The organism is Thermosipho melanesiensis BI429 (genome assembly GCF_000016905.1).
Taxonomy (GTDB): domain Bacteria; phylum Thermotogota; class Thermotogae; order Thermotogales; family Fervidobacteriaceae; genus Thermosipho; species Thermosipho melanesiensis.
The window spans coordinates 1,781,328-1,799,662 of sequence record NC_009616.1 but is presented as its reverse complement, the minus strand read 5'-3'; the positions used below and the strand labels follow the sequence as shown (position 1 = coordinate 1,799,662).

Sequence of the window (18,335 nt, the reverse complement as noted above, 5' to 3'; positions counted from 1 at the left end):
ATTTATGTATACTCAAGCATAATAAAGTATAAAAGAGAATAAATAAGATAAATTTTTATAATTATACGGAAATTTAGTTGATAATTTCATTTTTTTTGGATATACTTTTAATGGGATATTAGAAATAGAGGAGGTGGATTTATGGCAAAGAAAAAAGTTATTATTATGGGTGCAGCAGGTCGTGATTTTCATAACTTTAACGCTTATTTTAGGAATAATCCAGATTATGAAGTTGTAGCATTTACAGCAACGCAAATACCAGATATTGAGGGAAGGGTTTATCCTGCGGAATTAGCAGGAGAATTATATCCAAATGGTATTCCCATTGAACCAGAGGAAAAGTTGGTTGAATTAATAAAAGAACATAAAGTTGATGAAGTAATTTTGGCATATAGTGACCTTCCACACCAATACGTTATGGAAAAAGCTGAAATTGTTTTAGCCGCTGGTGCTGATTTCAAATTAATGGGTCCAAACAATACCATGATTGAATCTACAAAACCTGTAATTTCAGTTTGTGCCATAAGAACAGGTTGTGGAAAAAGCCAAACAACAAGAAGAGTTCTTGATATTTTAAGAAGTTTTGGCAAAAAAGTTATTTCCATTAGACACCCAATGCCATATGGTGATTTAGTTGCACAGAAAGTTCAAAGATTTGCTGATTATTCTGATTTAGATAAACATAAATGTACAATAGAAGAAAGAGAAGAATACGAACCACACATTGATAGAAAGAGTGTAATTTATGCAGGAGTTGATTATGAAGCAATATTAAGAGCAGCAGAAGCTGAAGATCCAGATATTATTCTTTGGGATGGAGGAAATAATGATTTTCCATTCTATAAAACAGATCTTTTAATTACCGTAGTTGATCCACACAGACCTGGTCATGAAATTGCTTATTATCCAGGTATGTCTAACTTGTTAATGGCGGATGTTATTGTAATAAATAAGGAAGAAACTGCTGATATTGAAGGAATTGAAAAGGTAAGAAAAAATATTGAAAAATGGAATCCAAATGCAATTGTTGTAGATGCTGCATCACCAATTTTTGTAGAAAATCCTGAAGAGATAAAAGGTAAAAGGGTTCTTGTAGTAGAAGATGGTCCAACTCTAACTCACGGTGAAATGAGATATGGGGCAGGTTATGTTGCAGCAAAAAAATTTGGAGCAGCTGAAATCATTGATCCAAGGCCATATGCTGTTGGTTCTATTGTGGATACTTATAAAAAATATTCACATCTTGATATGATTCTTCCAGCAATGGGTTATGGAGAAAAGCAAATGAAAGAGCTAGAAGAAACAATCAATAGAGCAGATGTTGATTTAGTAATTATAGGTACTCCTATTGATCTTAGAAGAGTTACAAAATTAAATAAACCAGCAGTTAGAGTAACTTACGAATTACAAGAAATCGGAAAGCCAACCCTTGAAGACATAATAAAAGAATTTTTGCAAAAGAAAGGATTGTTATAATAAGCGGGGGGGTCCCCGCTAATTTTAGCGGGAGGGGTTAAAATGGGAATGAATTTAAAAGGAAAATCGTTATTAACCTTACTTGATTTTTCTACAGATGAAATAAGGTATTTGTTAGATATATCAAAAACATGTAAAGCTGATAGTAGAGCAGGAATAGTTCATCAAAGATTTAAAGGAAAAACACTTGCAATGATATTTGAAAAAAGATCAACAAGAACAAGGGTTGCTTTTGAAACGGCATTTGGTGAGGAAGGTGGACATCCATTATTTTTATCAACGCAGGATATTCAGCTTGGAGCAAAAGAGTCTATAGAGGATACGGCAAGAGTATTAGGAAGAATGGTAGATGCGATAATGTTTAGAGGTTTTAAACAAGAAACAGTTGAAATTTTGGCAAAGTATTCTGGTGTGCCTGTTTACAATGCATTAACTGATTTATATCATCCAACGCAAGTTTTGGCTGATTTGATGACTATCGAAGAAAACTTTGGGAGATTAAGGGGTATAAAACTTGTATTTATGGGTGACGGAAGAAATAATATGGCTAATTCATTGATGATAGGTTCTGCAAAAATGGGATTGCATTACGTAATCTGTTCACCAAAAGAATTAAGACCAAATGAGGAATTGACAAAAAAATGTATGGAAGTTGCAAAAGAGACAGGGGCGGTAATTGAGTTTACGGACAATGTTGATGAAGCAGTTAAAGGTGCAGATGTAATTTATACGGATGTTTGGGCTTCTATGGGTGAAGAATCAAAAGCAGAGGAAAGAAGAAAACTTCTCATGCCTTACCAAGTAAATGAAGAAGTTATGAAAAAGACCGGTAAACCAGAAACTATATTTATGCATTGTTTACCAGCAGTAAAAGGTGAGGAAGTAACTTTTGATGTTATTGAAGGTCTCCAAAGTAGAGTTTGGGATGAAGCTGAAAACAGGAAACATACGATAAAAGCTGTTATGTTAGCAACGATATAAAAGATTATTTTTTTGTCCCCCAAGCTTATAGCTTGGGGGTTTTTTATTGTTGGATTGTGTTATAATATTTTTGGACAAAGGAGGTGTGATTATTTCTAAAGAAATTTTAAAAAAGTTAGTGGATATTTTGGTTATTTCCGATTTAGTGGAATTTGAGGTTCTTCACAGTTCTTATCCATATAATAAAGTAAAAGAGATATATACGATTTTTTTGAGACAAAATAAATTAAATTTATTGGAAGGTACTGAAGAATTTTTATTTGAATATGAAGCCGAAAATTTTGAAGTTAAGGTAACAAGAGAAGGATATAAGTACATTTTAGCGTTTGTAAAAATAGATTGTATTTTAAGTTTAAAGCTAAATTCAAAAATGTTTTATGTTTTAGATAAAATAGTTAACAATTATCTAGATAAGTGGTTGAAAGTTGGTTTTGACTTAACAGAGAACTATAGCCCCCTTACAGATTTGTTTGTTGAAAATTTTAAAAACGTTGATGGAGCGCTATTTTCAATTAAAGAAGGTGATGTACTTAAAATAAAGGGCGCTTCTGGCTTTGATTATGAGATTATGAGAGATGTTACTTTTACAATAGATGAGGTTTATTCAAAAAGGCTTGAGGGACCACTTGTAGTAAGACTTGATGATGTTGTCGATGAGTATTATTTAAATGTAAACAATGAAAAGGTAAGCAAAGTGGAATTTTTAATGAAAAATGCTCATTTAAGTAGGATTTTGGTTATGCTTTCAATACCATTTTATAAAAATGGTGAGATTTTTGGCTTTGTTTCTTTGTATAGTTTTGAAAATGAATTGGCTTTTGAAAATGAAGTATATTTAGATTTTGCAAATACGCTTTCTAAATTGTTTACAATGGCATTTAATAGAATTTAGCCCCCATTTAGGGGGTTAAAGTTCTTCTAATATTTTTAAATTATTTTTAAATCTCAGTTTTAATATATGTTTTAAGGTTTCAATATTTGAATCACCTGTTTCAAAGAGAACAAGATAAGTGTTTTGAGATAATTTAACGTAAAAATCGCTTTTTCTAATTTTGTCTTTAATGTTTTCTGTGGTTTTTATAATAAGAGGGTAAAACATTGGATTTCGCCTTTTTTTGTCCATTGCTATCAATTTTATGGCAAGTTCCATTTGAATTTCATTTTTTGTAGGAAGATTTTGTATTTCGAAAATATTTTCATCTTTTATATTTAATTGTTGGGTAATTAATAAAACTTGCATTTCACAAAGTTCTCTAAATGGTATGATCCAGTCGAAATCAAGATCTCTTAATAATTCTCCTGTATAAATTTTTGTAATCTCATTTAAAACCTTTTCGGAAGGTTTTTTTTCTGCAAGTTTTTGAAATTGCAGATAGTCACATTTTAGTTTTTTGGTATCAAGAAAAATTTGATTTTTTTCTATTTTTAACTCTTCTTTTGTAATGTTTAAACCCTTTCTTATCATATACAATAATGTGTTTAAGTTTTTTCTAGAATATGACTCTTCATAACCTTCAAAAAAAATATCAAGTATTTCGTTTACGAAAACTTTTCTTTTGTTATTCAATATGAGATAGTATAATATATATTCGGCTTTTTTACTATTTAATAAAATTTTTTCGTTTTTCAAATAAATTCCATATTCTCCAAACATTTTTATGTACATTTAATCCCCCCATTCTGTTTTTTTCATTTGTGTATATTTTATCATATTTAAGGTATAATTTTAACATATAATTATAAATTTTAAAAGATTTTAATTATTTTAACAAAAAGAGGTGTAAAGATGATTCAAGAAATTAGAAGTATAAAAGACAAAGCTAAAGAAATGGTTGAAGAAAGATGGAATGAGTTTGTGGAACTTGGTAGAAATGGTTCAGAAATTGATTTATTTTCAGAACTATCATTTTGTGTTTTAACTGCTAATTGGTCGGCAAAAGGTGGTATAATAGCACAAAAAGAAATTGGAGAAGGTTTTTTTACATCTGATTTAAAAGAACTTGAAAATGCTTTAAGGAAAGTAGGTCATAGGTTTCCAGTAGCGAGAGCTAGGTATATTTTTGAAAATAGATGGATAGTTGGTAAAATTAGAAAGATTTTATCTCTTCCAATTAAAGATGCTAGAGAGTATTTGGTGAAAAATGTTAAGGGAATTGGATGGAAAGAGGCATCTCATTTTTTAAGAAATGTTGGAATTTGTAATATTTCAATACTTGATAAGCATGTTTTAAGGTTATTGTACAAATATGGGTATATTGAGGATGTTCCAAAGGGTTGGAGTAAGAAAAAATATCTTGAGATTGAAAAAATTTTTATAGATATTGCTGAAAAGTTTGAAGAGTGTCCTGGAAAATTTGATTTGTATTTGTGGTATTATTTAAAGGGGAAAGTGGAAAAATAGGAGGAAAATGTTATGAGAATATCTGAAAAGTTATACAAAAAAGCACTTGAATATATTGATAATGAAATTTATTTAGAAGATTATATTATTGGGTATGGTTTAACTTCAGCAGTTTTAAGTGATAATAGTTGTGGAGTAAGTTATACACTTAGAGAAGATACTTTGGGAAAATGTGAGGAGTTTTTTAAATGTACTTCAAGTTCAGGAAATCCAACAAGTAAAATTAATGTGGGTATGAAAGTTAATGAAATTTTGAAAATTGGCTTATTTTCTTCTGATCCTTTTACACGTTCAGTTGGATATGCAACACTTAATGCTATTTTACAGAACAATATGAAAAATTATGAAAAAGGAGATATAATAGAATTTTTGGAGGTTTCTTTTGAAGATATTGTTGGGATTGTTGGGAAAATAGATCCTTTAATAGAGTATTTAAAACCAATTGTATGGGATGTTTTGGTTTTTGATAGAAATAGAAATGGGAGTGAAGAAATATTACCTGATTGGTCTATAATTGAGCTTTTACCCAAATGCTCTGTGGTAATAATAACTGGAGCAGCTGTTATTAATGGAACTATTGATTGGATTTTGAAGTACGTAAATACAGATAGAATAGCAATTGTTGGGCCTTCAACTCCACTTGTAAAAGATATTTTCCCAGTTAAAATACTTGCAGGGGTGAAAATTTTGGATTCAAAAAAGCTATTTAAGTTAATAGCTCATGGTGCAGGTACTAAGAAAATAGTTGCAGAAAAAGTTGTTGAAAAGATTGTTCTAAAGGAGGGATAAAATGGATAAAAAATTGTTGAAAATTTTGAGGAGTTTTCAAAAAAACGAGATAACAGAATACTATGTTTATAAATTATTAGCTAAAATTACAAGAGGAAGTAACAGGAAAATTTTACAAGAGATAGCAGGTGATGAACTTAAACATTATAGCATTTTGAAAAATTATTCAAATAAAGATGTAAAACCAAAGTACTTAAAAATTATCTGGCATTTGATACTATTTTTTATATTTGGGATTACATTTTCGTTAAACGCAATGGAAAAGGGTGAAGAAAAAGCACAAGAAAAATATAAAGTTTTGAAAGATGAAATTACTGAAATTGAAAAAATTATTTTGGATGAAAATATTCATGAAAAAAAGTTGTTGAGTTTAATTGATGAGGAAAAGGTAAAATACATAAGTTCAATGGTATTAGGTTTAAATGATGCATTGGTTGAGCTTACGGGTACGCTTGCTGGCTTAACTTTTGCTTTTCAAAATTCAAAATTGGTTGCATTGTCTGGTTTAATCACCGGAATTGCGGCATCTTTTTCTATGTCTGCATCAGAATATCTATCTCAAAGAGCTGACGAAAATGCACAAAATCCCATAAAATCTGCAGTATATACGGGAATTGCGTATATTTTTACGGTATTTTTACTTGTTTTACCTTACTTAGTTCTATCCAATCCATTTTTTGCTTTGATTTTCTTACTTTTTATTGCTTTAATAATAATTGTGTTTTTTTCGTATTTTGTTTCAGTTGTTCAAGATAAAAGTTTTAAAATGTATTTTCTGGAAATGTTTTTGATCAGTTTTGGAGTAATGGGTGTTTCGTTTGTTATAGGTATTATAGCAAAAAAATTATTTAACATAGAAATTCTTTAGTTATTTACTTTTCTATTTCTAAGATATTCTACTAATGAGAACAATAGAATAACAATTAGGGAATATAATGTATTTAGAGCTCTTGCTTCTGGTATCCTTCTTGAACTTAAAAGTCTATATATTGATATTGAAAGTGTTGAAATCGGAGGTTGGCTTATTGTTATTGTTGCGGACATTTCTCCAATTGAAAGTGTTAATGCATAAAAAAAGGCAGTTAATATGTGATATTTTACTTGTGGGATTTTTATTTTAAATACTAATTCAAAGGTGTTTGCACCATCAAGTAATGCAGCCTCAATAGAATATTTGTTTATGGCTTTCCAACCGCTTGAAATAATTCCGTATACTATAGGAAGGGTTATGAATGAATGTATAATGGGAATGGAAATAAATTGATTTATATTTAGGGATATGTAAGAAAAAGCCAGTGTAACTGGGGAAATTGCAGCAGGTAGAAACATTATATATTGAAGTTTGTTTTTTGAAGAACTGGCTATAGAAATTAGAACGGAAATTACAGATGAAGTTATGGCAAAGAAGGCTGTATATATTATCATTGAAGAAAGATTTGTACCTACATATCTTCTCAAATCAAGTGTAATTAATCTTTTGAAATTTTCAAAGCCTAATTTCCCACCGTATTCTATAAATCCTGAAATTAATGAATAAAATAGTGGAATGAAAACAAAAATTATAGCAATAAAGAGATAGAAATAACCCCATATGGGAAATTTATCTTTTAATGATTTCCCGGTTTGAAATACTTCTTTCTCAAAGGTTAAAATATAAGAAACAATTGAAATGAAAAATATTTGGAATATAGAGAGTGCAAATGCACTTTTAAAATCAAAAAGTATTTTTGTGTACATATATATGGCAACTTCTATTGTAGAATATTTTATTCCGCCAAGTATTAGGGCAACTGAAAAACTGGTAAATGTGTATACATATGTTAAAAGAAAAGCTTTTATTATTGAAGATGTTAGTAATGGAAGTTCAATAGTGAAAAATATTTTCAAATTTTTTGCACCATCCATTTTAGCAGCTTCAATTAAACTTGAATCAATTTTTTCCCAAGTTTCTCCAACAATTCTAATGTAGAGAGGAAAATTATAAAATACATGACCTAATATAATTGCTGTAAAAGTATACAATATCCTTTCTCTAAAACCAAACAGATTTAAAAGGCGCGTTATTAGTCCGTTTTTTCCAAATGCCATGAGAAAACCTATACTCATTGTAACACCAGGGAGTATAAATGGTATTGAAGAAAGTATTCTAAATATAGAATTAAAAAATTTGTTGGTTTTTGTTCTAGCAATAATATATGCTCCAGGAAGTCCAAGTAGAAGAGTAAAAAAGGATGATAAAAATGCCTGAAAGATAGTAAACCTCACTATATTTGAATGTTCGCGTATGACATTAAAATTGGCACCACCAAATTTGTAAAACAAGAAAAATAAGGGGACGAAAAGTCCCCCAATTACAAATAGGAATGATATTATCCACCAATTACTTCTTTTGACCATTCTTTTAATATCTCCTCTTGTTTTTCGTAGATTTTAGGCTCTAATTTTAAAATCTTATTTATTTGTGGAACATACTTAAAGGCTTCAGGAGTATTTACTTCTGTAACTGGAAGCATCCATTGGTTTAATGGTACTTTTTCTTGGAAATCTTCCATTAGGATAAATTCCAAAAACCTTTTTGCAAGTTCCATGTTTTTAGTGCCTTTTACAATAGAAGCATATTCTATTTGAACACATGCACCGTCATCGAGTATAACAGGAACATAGATAATTTCACCGTAGTTGTGATAACTATATGCACCATCAGTTGCATAGCTTACCATTATGTCCGCTTCACCTGATTCAAGCATTTCGAATGCTTCATCCCATCCAGGGGTTATTGTTAAAATATTTTCTTTAAATTTCTTCCAAAAGTCTAAGTAATTATCTTTATATACTGCAATTGTCCAAAGTAAAAAACTTAAACCTGTACTTGAAGTTCTTGGATCTTGTACTACTATCCGATTTTTAAATTTTTTACTGAGCAAGTCAGAAAAACTCTTTGGTGGATTTTTTACTGTGTTTCTATTGTATACTATTGCAATTGCTCCAAAATCGTATGGAACACCGTATTCATTTAATAATTCTGGATATTTTAGAAGTGATTTGTTTATTGGCGTGTATTTTTCAAGTAAGTTTTCTTTAATTGCACGAAACAATAAAGCTTGATCAAGCCCTATAATTACATCTGCCTTTGGGTTCTGCTTTTCAAGGATTAATCTAGAAAGGACTGAACCAGCATCACCAAATGATCTTAAATCCACTTTACAACCATACATTTTTTCAAATATAGGCACTACTTCATAACCAATGCCTGATACAAAACTGTCATATGTGTATACAACTAATGTTTGAGTTGAAAAGTAGAAAGCACTAATTAACAAGATTAATAGTACTATAATTTTTTTCATAACTTCACCTCCTAAAAAAAATTCCCTCCAAATGGAGGGATAATTTCCCATCCCTCCGCCGGTATTACCCGGTTCAGGTTCTAAGGGTCGAAGACTTCCGTCTTCCTCTCAGCCCCGGCTTATGGAGCTCCCCTTGGGTAATTTTATTATATACCAATGTTATTAAGTAAAAAACGTATATATATTACATAATTGTTAACTTTATTATGTGAGTTAAGTTAATAGAAATATTTATTGTAATATAATTGTTACATATATTTTTTTGTATGTTATCAATTGTGTAGGAAATTTTAATTGAAAAAAGAAAAAAGTATAATATACTAGTTAAAGGAAAGAAGGAAGGTGATTTGGTTGTTTGAAGGTTTACAAGAAAAACTTTCAAAAGCATTCAAAACTTTGTCTGGAAAAGGGAAAATTACCGAGAAGAATATAAAAGAAGCGATAAAAATAGTTAAATTATCTTTGTTGGAAGCAGATGTAAATTATAAGGTAGTTAAGGAATTTATTGAAGATGTAAAAAAGAAAGCATTAGGCGAAAAGGTTTTAAGATCTCTAACGCCTGATCAGATGTTTATAAAGATTTTAAGGGATGAGTTAATTAAATTAATGGGAGAAAAACAACCTTTGAAAATGATACATTCACCATCGTATATTATGATGGTAGGTTTGCAAGGTAGTGGTAAGACGACCAGTGCTGCAAAATTGGCAAATTTATTAAAGAAGAAAGGCAGAAAACCTTATTTGGTGGCTGCAGATACATACAGACCTGCCGCAATTGATCAGCTTATTACTTTAGGTAAGAAAATAGACGTACCTGTATATTGCGGGGATAGAAAACATCCAATAAAAATAGTTGAAGAGGCACTAAAAGAAGTAAAAGATAGTGGATATGATGTTGTAATTTTTGATACCGCGGGAAGATTACACATTGATAATGAAATGATGAATGAGTTAGTAGAGATAAAAGAAATATTATCACCAGATGAAATACTCATGGTAGTTGATGCGATGACGGGGCAAGATGCTGTAAATTCTGCAAAAACCTTTAACGAAAAGTTAGATGTTACTGGTTTTGTTGTAACAAAGATGGATGGAGATGCACGTGGTGGAGTAATTTTGTCAATTAGATATGTAACCAATAAACCTGTAAAATTTATAGGTGTTGGTGAAAAAATAGAGGATTTAGAGGAATTTTATCCTGAAAGAATTGCAAGTAGAATTTTAGGCTTAGGTGATGTATTGACTTTAATTGAGAAAGCCGAAAAAGAGCTAGATAAGGAAAAGATGAAAACACTTGGAAAAAAGATGATTAACGCAGAATTTACTTTGGAAGATTTTCAGGAGCAATTAAAGGAGATCAAAAAATTAGGTTCTTTGTCAAAAATAATGGAACTTTTACCAGGTGCGCCTAAAGTAGATATTGAACAAGGTGAAAGAGAGATGAAAATAACAGAAGCAATAATAAATTCAATGACACCTGAGGAGAGAAGAAATCCAAAAATACTCAATGCAAGTAGAAAAAGAAGGATAGCTCTTGGTAGTGGAACGACGGTGCAGGATATAAATAAATTGTTAAAAAATTACGAAGAAATGAAAAAAATGATGAAGATGTTTAAGAAGGGAAAGTTGCCATTTAATTTAAAGGGGTTTAAATTATAAATATATATGGAGGTGTTTAGCGTGGTAAGGATTAGGTTAACACGTATGGGTAAGAAGAAACAACCATTTTACAGGATTGTTGTTGTTGATCAAAGAAAGAGAAGAGATGGTGCGTATATTGAAAGTTTGGGATATTATGATCCAATAAAAGATCCGTATATTTTAAATGTAGATGTTGATAAAGCAGTGGATTGGATTTTGAAAGGTGCACAACCAAGTCAAACTGTAAAAAATCTTTTGAGAAAAGCTGGTGTTTTTAAGAAAGTTGATGAAATAAAAAGGACTAAAAAGAAGGAGGAAAATCAATGAAAGAACTCCTTGAGTACATACTCAAGGGGATTGTAAAGAATCCCGATGAGGTTGTTGTACTTGAATTTAACGAGGATGGGAAAAAAGTTTTTGAAATATCTGTTAATTCTGAAGATGTTGGACAAGTAATCGGTAAAGATGGTAGAACAATAAAGTCAATAAAAATTTTATTATCGTCAATAACTGATGAGAATGATTTTATTTTGAAGGTGGTAAGATGATAAAAACTCTCCATGAGCTTTTAAAAGATAAAGTCCCCATTGCAGTTTTGGGAAAAACTCATGGGCTTAATGGAGAGTTAAGATTGTTTCCGCTAACAAATATGCCAGAGGTGATTGAATCATTAGAAGAGGTATTTATTTATAACGAAAAGGTGAAAAAACTTTTGATTGGTAGAATAATTCATATGTCTCTTGCAAATGGATATTATATTGTTAAATTTAGAGGTATTGATACACTAAATGATGCTAAAAAGTTTGTTGGTTCCACACTTTATATTGAAAAATCAAGGTTACCAATTCTTTCTAGTGACGAGTATTATTTTTACGAAGTTATTGGAATGAAAGTTTACGATGAAAAAGGTATTTTTTTGGGGAATATCGATGAAGTAATTCAAACAGGTAGCAATGATGTGTTTGTTATTAATAAGGATACCAAAGATGAAATATTGATACCTGTAATTAAAGAATATGTTTTGCAAATTGATAAAAAGAGTAACAAAATTGTTGTAAAATTACCGGAGTGGTTGGATTGAGAATAAGTATTTTGACAATATTTCCTGAAATGGTAGAGATTGTAAAAAAATATGGAGTAATTTCTAGGGCAATAAAAAATGGTATTTTGGAAATTGAAATATTTAATTTAAGAGATTTTACAAATGATAAGCATAAAACAGTTGATGATTATCCATTTGGTGGTGGGCCTGGTATGGTAATGAAACCAGAGCCGTTTTTTAATTTTTTTGAGTATTATAAAGAAAGATATGGAAATACATATACTATACTTACTTCTCCCCAGGGGGATAGATTAACCAACCATTTGGTAAAAGAATTAAGTGAAAAAGAAAGTATTTTAATAATTTGTGGTAGATATGAAGGAATAGATGAGAGGGTTACAAAATTTGTTGATAGGGAGATTTCCATAGGGGATTATGTGTTGACAGGTGGAGAATTACCGGCGATGGTCATAGTGGATGCCGTTTCAAGGTTTATACCAGATGTAATTGATAAAAAGTCAGTAGAACAAGAAACTTTTAACACAGGCTTACTTGATCATCCGCACTATACTAGGCCAAGAAATTATAAAGGTTTAGAAGTTCCAGAAGTGCTTTTAAGTGGTGATCATAAAAAAATTGAGATTTGGAGACGTAAAATGGCTTTGAAGAAAACCATGTTAAAAAGGCCAGATCTCTTTTTGAACAAGGATTTAGATGGAGTTGATAAAGTTGCGTTGCTTGATTTATTTAGGGAGTTGATTAATAATGCTAAGTAAGATTTATCTCTCATTGTTACACTATCCAATTTTGGGAAGAGATGGGAAAATTATTTCGACAGCTGTTACAAATTTGGATATCCACGATATTGCTAGAACTTCAAGAACTTACAAGCTAAAAAGATATTATTTAGTTACCAATTTACCAGCGCAACAGGATATAGTAAAAAAAGTTTTAAATTATTGGCTTAATGGATTTGGGAAAGAATACAATCCCAATCGTTCTGAGGCATTATCGTTAGTAAAATTAGTTGGTTATTTTGAAGATGTAATAGATGATATAAAAAATGTTGAAAGTAAAAAACCAATTATAATGTTTACGTCTGCAAAGTGGAGAGATAATACAATAACTTTTGAGGAAGGGAGAAAGATTATTTTAGAAACAAGTAGACCTGTTTTGATATTGTTTGGAACAGGTTGGGGAATGCCAGATGAAATTTTAGAACAGTGTGATTATGCTCTTGAACCAGTAAGAGGTAGAAGCGATTTTAACCACTTGTCAGTTAGAGCGGCTGTAGCGATTATTTTGGACAGATTAATAGGTGAAAATGTATAAAGGAGGGATTTTATATGAGTATGGATAACCTTATTAGAATTATTGAAAAAGATCAGGTAAAAGAAGTACCTGAATTTAGACCAGGTGATACTGTTAGAGTATATGTTAAGTTTAAAGAAGGAAACAAGGAAAGAACACAGGCATTTGAGGGAATTGTAATTTCTTTAAGAGGTTCTGGAGTTGGTAAAACATTTACAGTAAGAAGAATTGGTGCAAATGGTATAGGTGTTGAAAGAATCTTTCCGTTATATGCACCAATAATTGAAAAGATAGAAGTTGTAAGAAGAGGAAAAGTTAGAAGGGCAAAATTGTACTACTTAAGAAATATTCGCGGAAAGGTGAAAATTAAGGAGAGAAGGTAATTTAAATGAAAAAAAATCCTTCTAAAATTTTAAAAGATACAGTTGTCACGCTTATATATGCAATAATAGCTGCAACAATAATAAGGCTTTTTGTCTTTGAAACTATGATGGTCCCCACAGGTTCAATGATTCCTACAATAAACATTGGGGACCGCCTTTTTATTGAAAAGATAACTTTTCAATCAAGAGAACCAGAAATAGGAGAAATCACTGTTTTTTGGACACCTTTCCGCGATGAAAGAGCTCAAAGAATGCTAAGGGCGTTTGACAAATTTATGGACTTATTTTCCCCAAAAGAGTTTAAAGGACATGTGAAGTATGTAAAAAGGCTGGTTGCAAAGGATGGAGATGTTATAACATTAAAAAAAGTTAATGGAAAATGGAAGTTGTTTGTAAATGGTAAAATCCCAGAAAATTTAAAAAATGTTGATTATTTACCAGAAGGAGTATTTGAATATCCTGATTTATGGGAATATTTAGATAAAGCAAGTAGACTGAGAAATAATGAGGAAGAATATAAGAAATTTCTTTTTAATCTTGCTCTAAAAAAAGGAGTAAAATTTTCTAATATAATTTTAAGTATAGTTGGCGGTATGGATCCTGTTAAATATGGAATTCCCTATTATGAATATGTCGATAAATATCTAAAACCTAAAAATATTAACTTTAATGATTATATTCGGAGTGAAGGTGGACAAATATACGTGAAAATTCCAAAAGGATTTTATTTCTTTATGGGAGATAATTCAAAGGAAAGTTTAGATAGCAGATATTTTGGTTTTGTTCCTAAAGAAGCGGTTATTGGAAGACCTATTTTAAGAATATGGCCTTTAAAAAATTTTGGACCAATCCAACCTATTAACAATAAATAATAAATCCCGCATTAAGCGGGATTTATTTTAGATCTTTTTAACTTTCCATATATCTTCTGCATATTCTCGAATGGTCCTATCACTGGAAAAGATTCCTACCCTTGCTACGTTTAAAAGTGCTTTTTTGTTCCAGGTATATTTATTTCTGTATGTCAAATCAATTTCCTTATGTCTTGTCTTATAACTGTCAAAATCTGCTAAGAGCATGTATTCGTCTGCTTGTGAGCCATTTATACCGAATAATAGTGATTGGAAAATATCTTTAAACAGATCAGGATTATTTTTTTCAAAGAAACTATTATTTATAGCATCTAATATGTTTCTAATGTGTTCATTTCTTAAATATATGTCATATGGATTGTATAACCTACTTTCTTTTAGTTTAGAAACTTGTTCTGCTGTTAGACCAAATATAAAGATGTTTTCATCACCAACACATTCTTTAATTTCAATATTTGCACCATCTAAGGTTCCAATGGTAAGTGCACCATTTAATGCAAATTTCATGTTCCCAGTCCCAGATGCTTCTTTACCTGCAGTTGAAATTTGTTCGCTTACGTTAGCAGCTGGGATTATAATTTCAGCCAAGGATACATTGTAATTTGGTATAAATATAACCTTTATTTTGTCTTTAATGTCTTTGTCGTTATTTACTACGTTTGCTACGCTGTTAATTAATTTAATAATTAACTTTGCCATTCTATAACCTGGTGCAGCTTTTGCACCAAAAATAAAGGTTCTCGGGTATATGTCTAAATTTGGATTTTCTTTTAATCTTTGATAAATGTAAATAATATGCATGACATTTAGAAGTTGACGTTTATATTCATGTAGTCTTTTTACCTGTACATCGAATATAGATTCAGGATCAACCTTTATATCCAATTCTTTTTCTATGTATCTTGAAAGCCTTATCTTGTTATTTTGTTTTACTTCGTAAAATTTGTCTAAGAAACTTTTATCATCTGCAAATTTTTCCAAATTTTTTAAGTAATCTAGATTTGTTATCCATTCGCTACCAATAGTTTCATTAATAATTTTTGATAAACCTGGATTACATTGCAGTAACCATCTTCTTTGAGTAATACCATTTGTTTTGTTGTTGAATTTTTCAGGCCATATTTCGTAAAAATCTTTAAAGACATTTTTCTTTAGTATCTCAGTATGAAGTTTTGAAACTCCATTTATGGAAAATGAACCGACAATTGATAAATTTGCCATTCTTACTTGTTTAACATTCCCTTCTTCAAAAATTGAGACATTCCTAATTTTTTCTATATTTCCATTGAAAATTTTTTTGGCGTTATCTAGGAATCGTGCATTAATTTCGTAAAGTATTTCAAGGTGTCTTGGAAGAAGTCTTTCAAACAGATGAACTTCCCATTTTTCCAATGCTTCGGGCATTACAGTATGGTTGGTGTAAGCAAAAGTTTTGATGGTGATATCCCAGGCTTTTTCCCACGGCAAATGTTCTTCATCAACTAAAATGCGCATTAATTCGGGAATGGCAAGTGCGGGATGGGTATCATTAAGTTGTATGACGTTTCTTTTAGGGAAAAGGTCAAATTGATTTCCAAATTGTTTTTTAAATCTTCTGATAATGTCCTGGAGAGAAGCAGAAACAAAGAAATATTCTTGCTTTAACCTTAATTCTCTTCCTGAATAAAACGCATCGTTTGGATAAAGAACTTTTGAAATAGCACTTGCAATTGCATTGGACTCAGCAGATTTAATATAATTTCCTTTTTGGAAATTATTAAAATCAAATTCATTTAATGCCTTTGCACTCCAAAGTCTTAAAGTATTTGCAACATTATTTCCGTAACCAATAATGGGAGTATCATATGGAACAGCTAAAACATCAAAAGTATCTACCCATTTAAATCTTATATTTCCATCTTCATCTTTATAACTTTCACTTCTACCAAAGAATTTAACTTTTACTGTTCTATCTTTTCTCTCTATTTCCCAGGGATTTCCATTTTTAAGCCAGTCATCTGGAAGCTCTATTTGAAAACCATCTTTAATAACTTGTTTGAAGATTCCATAATCATATCTTATTCCATAACCGTATCCAGGCAGACCCAAAGTTGCAATTGAGTCTAAAAAGCAAGCAGCTAATCTACCTAATCCACCATTTCCAAGACCGGCATCTGGTTCAGCTTCTGCTATTTCTTCTAAACTTAAGTTTAAATCTTTCATAGCTTTTTTTACTTCTTCATCAATTTGTAAGTTTAAAAGGTTATTATAAAGTAGTCTACCAATTAGAAATTCAATGGATAGATAATATACCCTTTTTACATCAGTGGTTTCATAATACTTTTTTTGTGTTTTAAGCCATTTTTCTACTACCCTGTCTTTTACTAACAGTGCAAGTGCATGATATTTATCCCAAAGTGTTGCATTTGAAAAATCCTTCCCCAATGATAGATTGAGGTGCTCGATAAAGTTTTCCTTGATGTTTTTTTTAGAGGTTCTGTATTTTTGTTCCTTTTTTCTTTTTGTAATCTCCATTTTAAAACCTCCATTCGGAATCGTTTCCAGAATTATATACACTAAAATTTTAACATTTTTTTTTAAGAAATGTCAAGAAACAAAAAGTATTTTGAATTTTTTTAAGTATAAATAAAAATCCTGACCAAAAAGTCAGGATTTTAAGTATTTAAGCATCCCCCTATCCATTAATAATAATGGATGGGGTGTTTTTTAATATCCAAATGAAAATACTCCCGTAGCACCTTTATAGTAGTAGAAGAGAGCAACATAATTGCCTTTGTTTATTTTTGAAATTACTTTGTTCCAATCATTTATATTTCTAATTTCATATTTTTGTCCGTTGATTGCTATTCTGAAAATGACATATCCTTCACTAATGTAACTTATTTTGCTGTTTTTTACAACTACTCCACTAATTTCTTCTGGAATTTGATATTCTTCTCTATCTGCATTTGTAATGTCTTTTACAGTTAATCCCATAAACTCTTTTGCTGATGTTACTTTTTCAGTTTCTTTTGATTTACCTAAAGTCACTTCAAATTTAATTATTTTTCCTTTTCTATTTACTATAATCTTTATTTTTGAACCGGGAGTGTAGTTGTGGATTATCGATTTTAATTCACTTGCAGATGTTACAGAAAGACCTTCAACTTCTATAATAACATCTCCATCCTTTAAACCAGCTTTTTCAGCTGGAGAGTCTTTTATAACTTGTGAAATAAAAACCCCTTTATCAGTTTTTAACCCTAATGCTTTTGCAAGTTCTTTTGTAACTGTTTGCATATAGACTCCAAGATATGCTTTTTCGGCTTTACCAGTTTTTATTATACTATCTATAAATCTTTTTGCTGTGTTAATTGGTATTGCAAAACCTATATTCATAGCTTCTGAAGGGGCAATAATTGCAGTATTAATACCAATAACTTGACCATGTATATTTAAAAGTGGGCCTCCGCTATTTCCTGGGTTGATTGCAGCGTCTGTTTGAATTAGATTTGTGTAATAACCGTCATTATCGGGTTTTGGTATTTTTCTTCCTGTTGCCGAAATTACCCCAACTGTAACGGTATGTTGAAAACCAAGTGGATTACCTATTGCGATTGCCCATTCACCAATTTTTAATTTATCGGAATCACCAAATTCTAAAACGGGAAGTTCCTGGTTTTTTGGATCTATTTTTAGTATAGCAATATCTAGTTCTTTGTCTCCACCGATAAATTCGGCGCTGAATTCTTTTCCATCTAACAAACTGACTTTTATATTTTCAGCACCATCAACTACATGAAAATTAGTTAATATATAACCTTCTTTTTCAAATATAAAACCTGAGCCTAAACTAGTACCTTTTTGCTGATATTGCTTGGGAATATCACCAAACCATCTTTTGAAGAATTCCTCGATGAATGGATCAATATACGATGTAGAATATACAGTTGCTTCAATCTTTACTACAGCAGGTGCAGCTTCATCAACTACTTTTGTGATAGGACTTTCGTAGTTTGGGTTTACATAGCCAAAAGAAAAAATAGCCAATACCGTTAAAATTAATATACCTAATCTCTTTGTCACATTTAGTCACCTCCTGGGATTAATTAA

Annotated in this window: 19 protein-coding genes and 1 riboswitch; of the genes, 14 read left to right on the top strand and 5 right to left on the bottom strand. The window is 30.6% G+C overall.

Going from position 1 to position 18,335, the window contains the following annotated elements:
- Positions 1-141: 141 nt before the first annotated feature.
- From TMEL_RS09275 to TMEL_RS09265, 3 genes are read left to right on the top strand one after another with little or no spacing between them, the layout of a single operon-like run.
- The gene (locus TMEL_RS09275) at positions 142-1,476 is read left to right on the top strand and encodes a cyclic 2,3-diphosphoglycerate synthase (RefSeq protein WP_012058008.1); all 1,335 of its coding nucleotides are present in this window, start codon (positions 142-144) and stop codon (positions 1,474-1,476) included.
- Positions 1,477-1,518: 42 nt separating this feature from the next.
- A complete protein-coding gene (gene argF, locus TMEL_RS09270; RefSeq protein WP_012058007.1) occupies positions 1,519-2,457 on the top strand; it encodes an ornithine carbamoyltransferase in 939 nt (312 codons plus the stop codon).
- A gap of 46 nt (positions 2,458-2,503) precedes the next feature.
- Positions 2,504-3,349 (top strand): hypothetical protein, encoded by an 846-nt coding sequence (locus tag TMEL_RS09265; RefSeq protein ID WP_012058006.1) that lies wholly within the window; start codon positions 2,504-2,506, stop codon positions 3,347-3,349.
- Positions 3,350-3,364: 15 nt separating this feature from the next.
- On the opposite strand, the gene TMEL_RS09260 is transcribed toward TMEL_RS09265, so the two are convergent.
- Positions 3,365-4,123, bottom strand: coding sequence for a hypothetical protein (locus TMEL_RS09260; RefSeq protein WP_012058005.1), 759 nt, complete (start codon positions 4,121-4,123; stop codon positions 3,365-3,367).
- A gap of 120 nt (positions 4,124-4,243) precedes the next feature.
- Here TMEL_RS09260 and TMEL_RS09255 point away from each other — a divergent pair, with 120 nt between their 5' ends.
- Genes TMEL_RS09255 through TMEL_RS09245 form a run of 3 tightly spaced genes read left to right on the top strand, consistent with a single transcriptional unit; the run spans position 4,244 to position 6,515 of the window.
- Positions 4,244-4,858 carry an N-glycosylase/DNA lyase gene (locus tag TMEL_RS09255; RefSeq protein ID WP_012058004.1) on the top strand — a complete coding sequence of 205 codons (615 nt, stop codon included), beginning with the start codon at positions 4,244-4,246 and terminating at the stop codon, positions 4,856-4,858.
- A 12-nt stretch (positions 4,859-4,870) separates the two neighbouring features.
- On the top strand, positions 4,871-5,647 hold the full coding sequence (locus TMEL_RS09250) for a Rossmann-like domain-containing protein (RefSeq protein ID WP_012058003.1): 777 nt from the start codon (positions 4,871-4,873) through the stop codon (positions 5,645-5,647).
- A gap of 1 nt (position 5,648) precedes the next feature.
- Positions 5,649-6,515, top strand: coding sequence for a VIT1/CCC1 transporter family protein (locus TMEL_RS09245; protein ID WP_012058002.1), 867 nt, complete (start codon positions 5,649-5,651; stop codon positions 6,513-6,515).
- Here TMEL_RS09245 and TMEL_RS09240 read toward each other — a convergent pair.
- On the bottom strand, positions 6,512-7,912 hold the full coding sequence (locus TMEL_RS09240; RefSeq protein ID WP_238375213.1) for an ABC transporter permease: 1,401 nt from the start codon (positions 7,910-7,912) through the stop codon (positions 6,512-6,514). The two genes, TMEL_RS09245 and TMEL_RS09240, sit on opposite strands and share 4 nt — an antisense overlap.
- Before the next feature lie 104 nt (positions 7,913-8,016).
- A complete protein-coding gene (locus TMEL_RS09235) occupies positions 8,017-8,994 on the bottom strand; it encodes a thiamine ABC transporter substrate-binding protein (RefSeq protein ID WP_012058000.1) in 978 nt (325 codons plus the stop codon).
- A gap of 33 nt (positions 8,995-9,027) precedes the next feature.
- A riboswitch (TPP riboswitch) is annotated at positions 9,028-9,138 on the bottom strand.
- Positions 9,139-9,345: 207 nt separating this feature from the next.
- Here TMEL_RS09235 and ffh point away from each other — a divergent pair.
- Genes ffh through lepB form a run of 8 tightly spaced genes read left to right on the top strand, consistent with a single transcriptional unit; the run spans position 9,346 to position 14,243 of the window.
- Entirely contained in the window at positions 9,346-10,653 is a 1,308-nt protein-coding gene (ffh, locus tag TMEL_RS09230; protein WP_012057999.1) for a signal recognition particle protein, read from the top strand.
- Between the two features lie 21 nt (positions 10,654-10,674).
- Positions 10,675-10,962, top strand: coding sequence for a 30S ribosomal protein S16 (rpsP, locus tag TMEL_RS09225; protein WP_012057998.1), 288 nt, complete (start codon positions 10,675-10,677; stop codon positions 10,960-10,962).
- On the top strand, positions 10,959-11,183 hold the full coding sequence (locus TMEL_RS09220) for a KH domain-containing protein (protein WP_012057997.1): 225 nt from the start codon (positions 10,959-10,961) through the stop codon (positions 11,181-11,183). Before rpsP ends, TMEL_RS09220 begins: the two co-directional genes overlap by 4 nt.
- Positions 11,180-11,716, top strand: coding sequence for a ribosome maturation factor RimM (gene rimM / locus TMEL_RS09215; RefSeq protein WP_012057996.1), 537 nt, complete (start codon positions 11,180-11,182; stop codon positions 11,714-11,716). Before TMEL_RS09220 ends, rimM begins: the two co-directional genes overlap by 4 nt.
- Positions 11,713-12,453, top strand: a complete 741-nt coding sequence (gene trmD / locus TMEL_RS09210; protein ID WP_012057995.1) for a tRNA (guanosine(37)-N1)-methyltransferase TrmD — start codon at positions 11,713-11,715, stop codon at positions 12,451-12,453. Before rimM ends, trmD begins: the two co-directional genes overlap by 4 nt.
- On the top strand, positions 12,443-13,009 hold the full coding sequence (locus tag TMEL_RS09205; protein ID WP_012057994.1) for an RNA methyltransferase: 567 nt from the start codon (positions 12,443-12,445) through the stop codon (positions 13,007-13,009). The genes trmD and TMEL_RS09205 overlap by 11 nt, the downstream gene beginning before the upstream one ends.
- Positions 13,010-13,023: 14 nt before the next feature.
- The gene (rplS, locus tag TMEL_RS09200) at positions 13,024-13,371 is read left to right on the top strand and encodes a 50S ribosomal protein L19 (protein ID WP_012057993.1); all 348 of its coding nucleotides are present in this window, start codon (positions 13,024-13,026) and stop codon (positions 13,369-13,371) included.
- A gap of 5 nt (positions 13,372-13,376) precedes the next feature.
- Positions 13,377-14,243: a signal peptidase I gene (gene lepB / locus TMEL_RS09195; RefSeq protein ID WP_012057992.1), complete on the top strand. Its 867-nt coding sequence runs from the start codon at positions 13,377-13,379 to the stop codon at positions 14,241-14,243.
- Positions 14,244-14,270: 27 nt separating this feature from the next.
- Here the strand turns inward: lepB and TMEL_RS09190 are convergent, their stop codons facing one another.
- Positions 14,271-16,757, bottom strand: coding sequence for a glycogen/starch/alpha-glucan phosphorylase (locus tag TMEL_RS09190; protein ID WP_012057991.1), 2,487 nt, complete (start codon positions 16,755-16,757; stop codon positions 14,271-14,273).
- Between the two features lie 192 nt (positions 16,758-16,949).
- Complete coding sequence (locus tag TMEL_RS09185) at positions 16,950-18,308, bottom strand: Do family serine endopeptidase (protein ID WP_012057990.1); 1,359 nt, start codon at positions 18,306-18,308, stop codon at positions 16,950-16,952.
- Positions 18,309-18,335 lie beyond the last annotated feature (27 nt).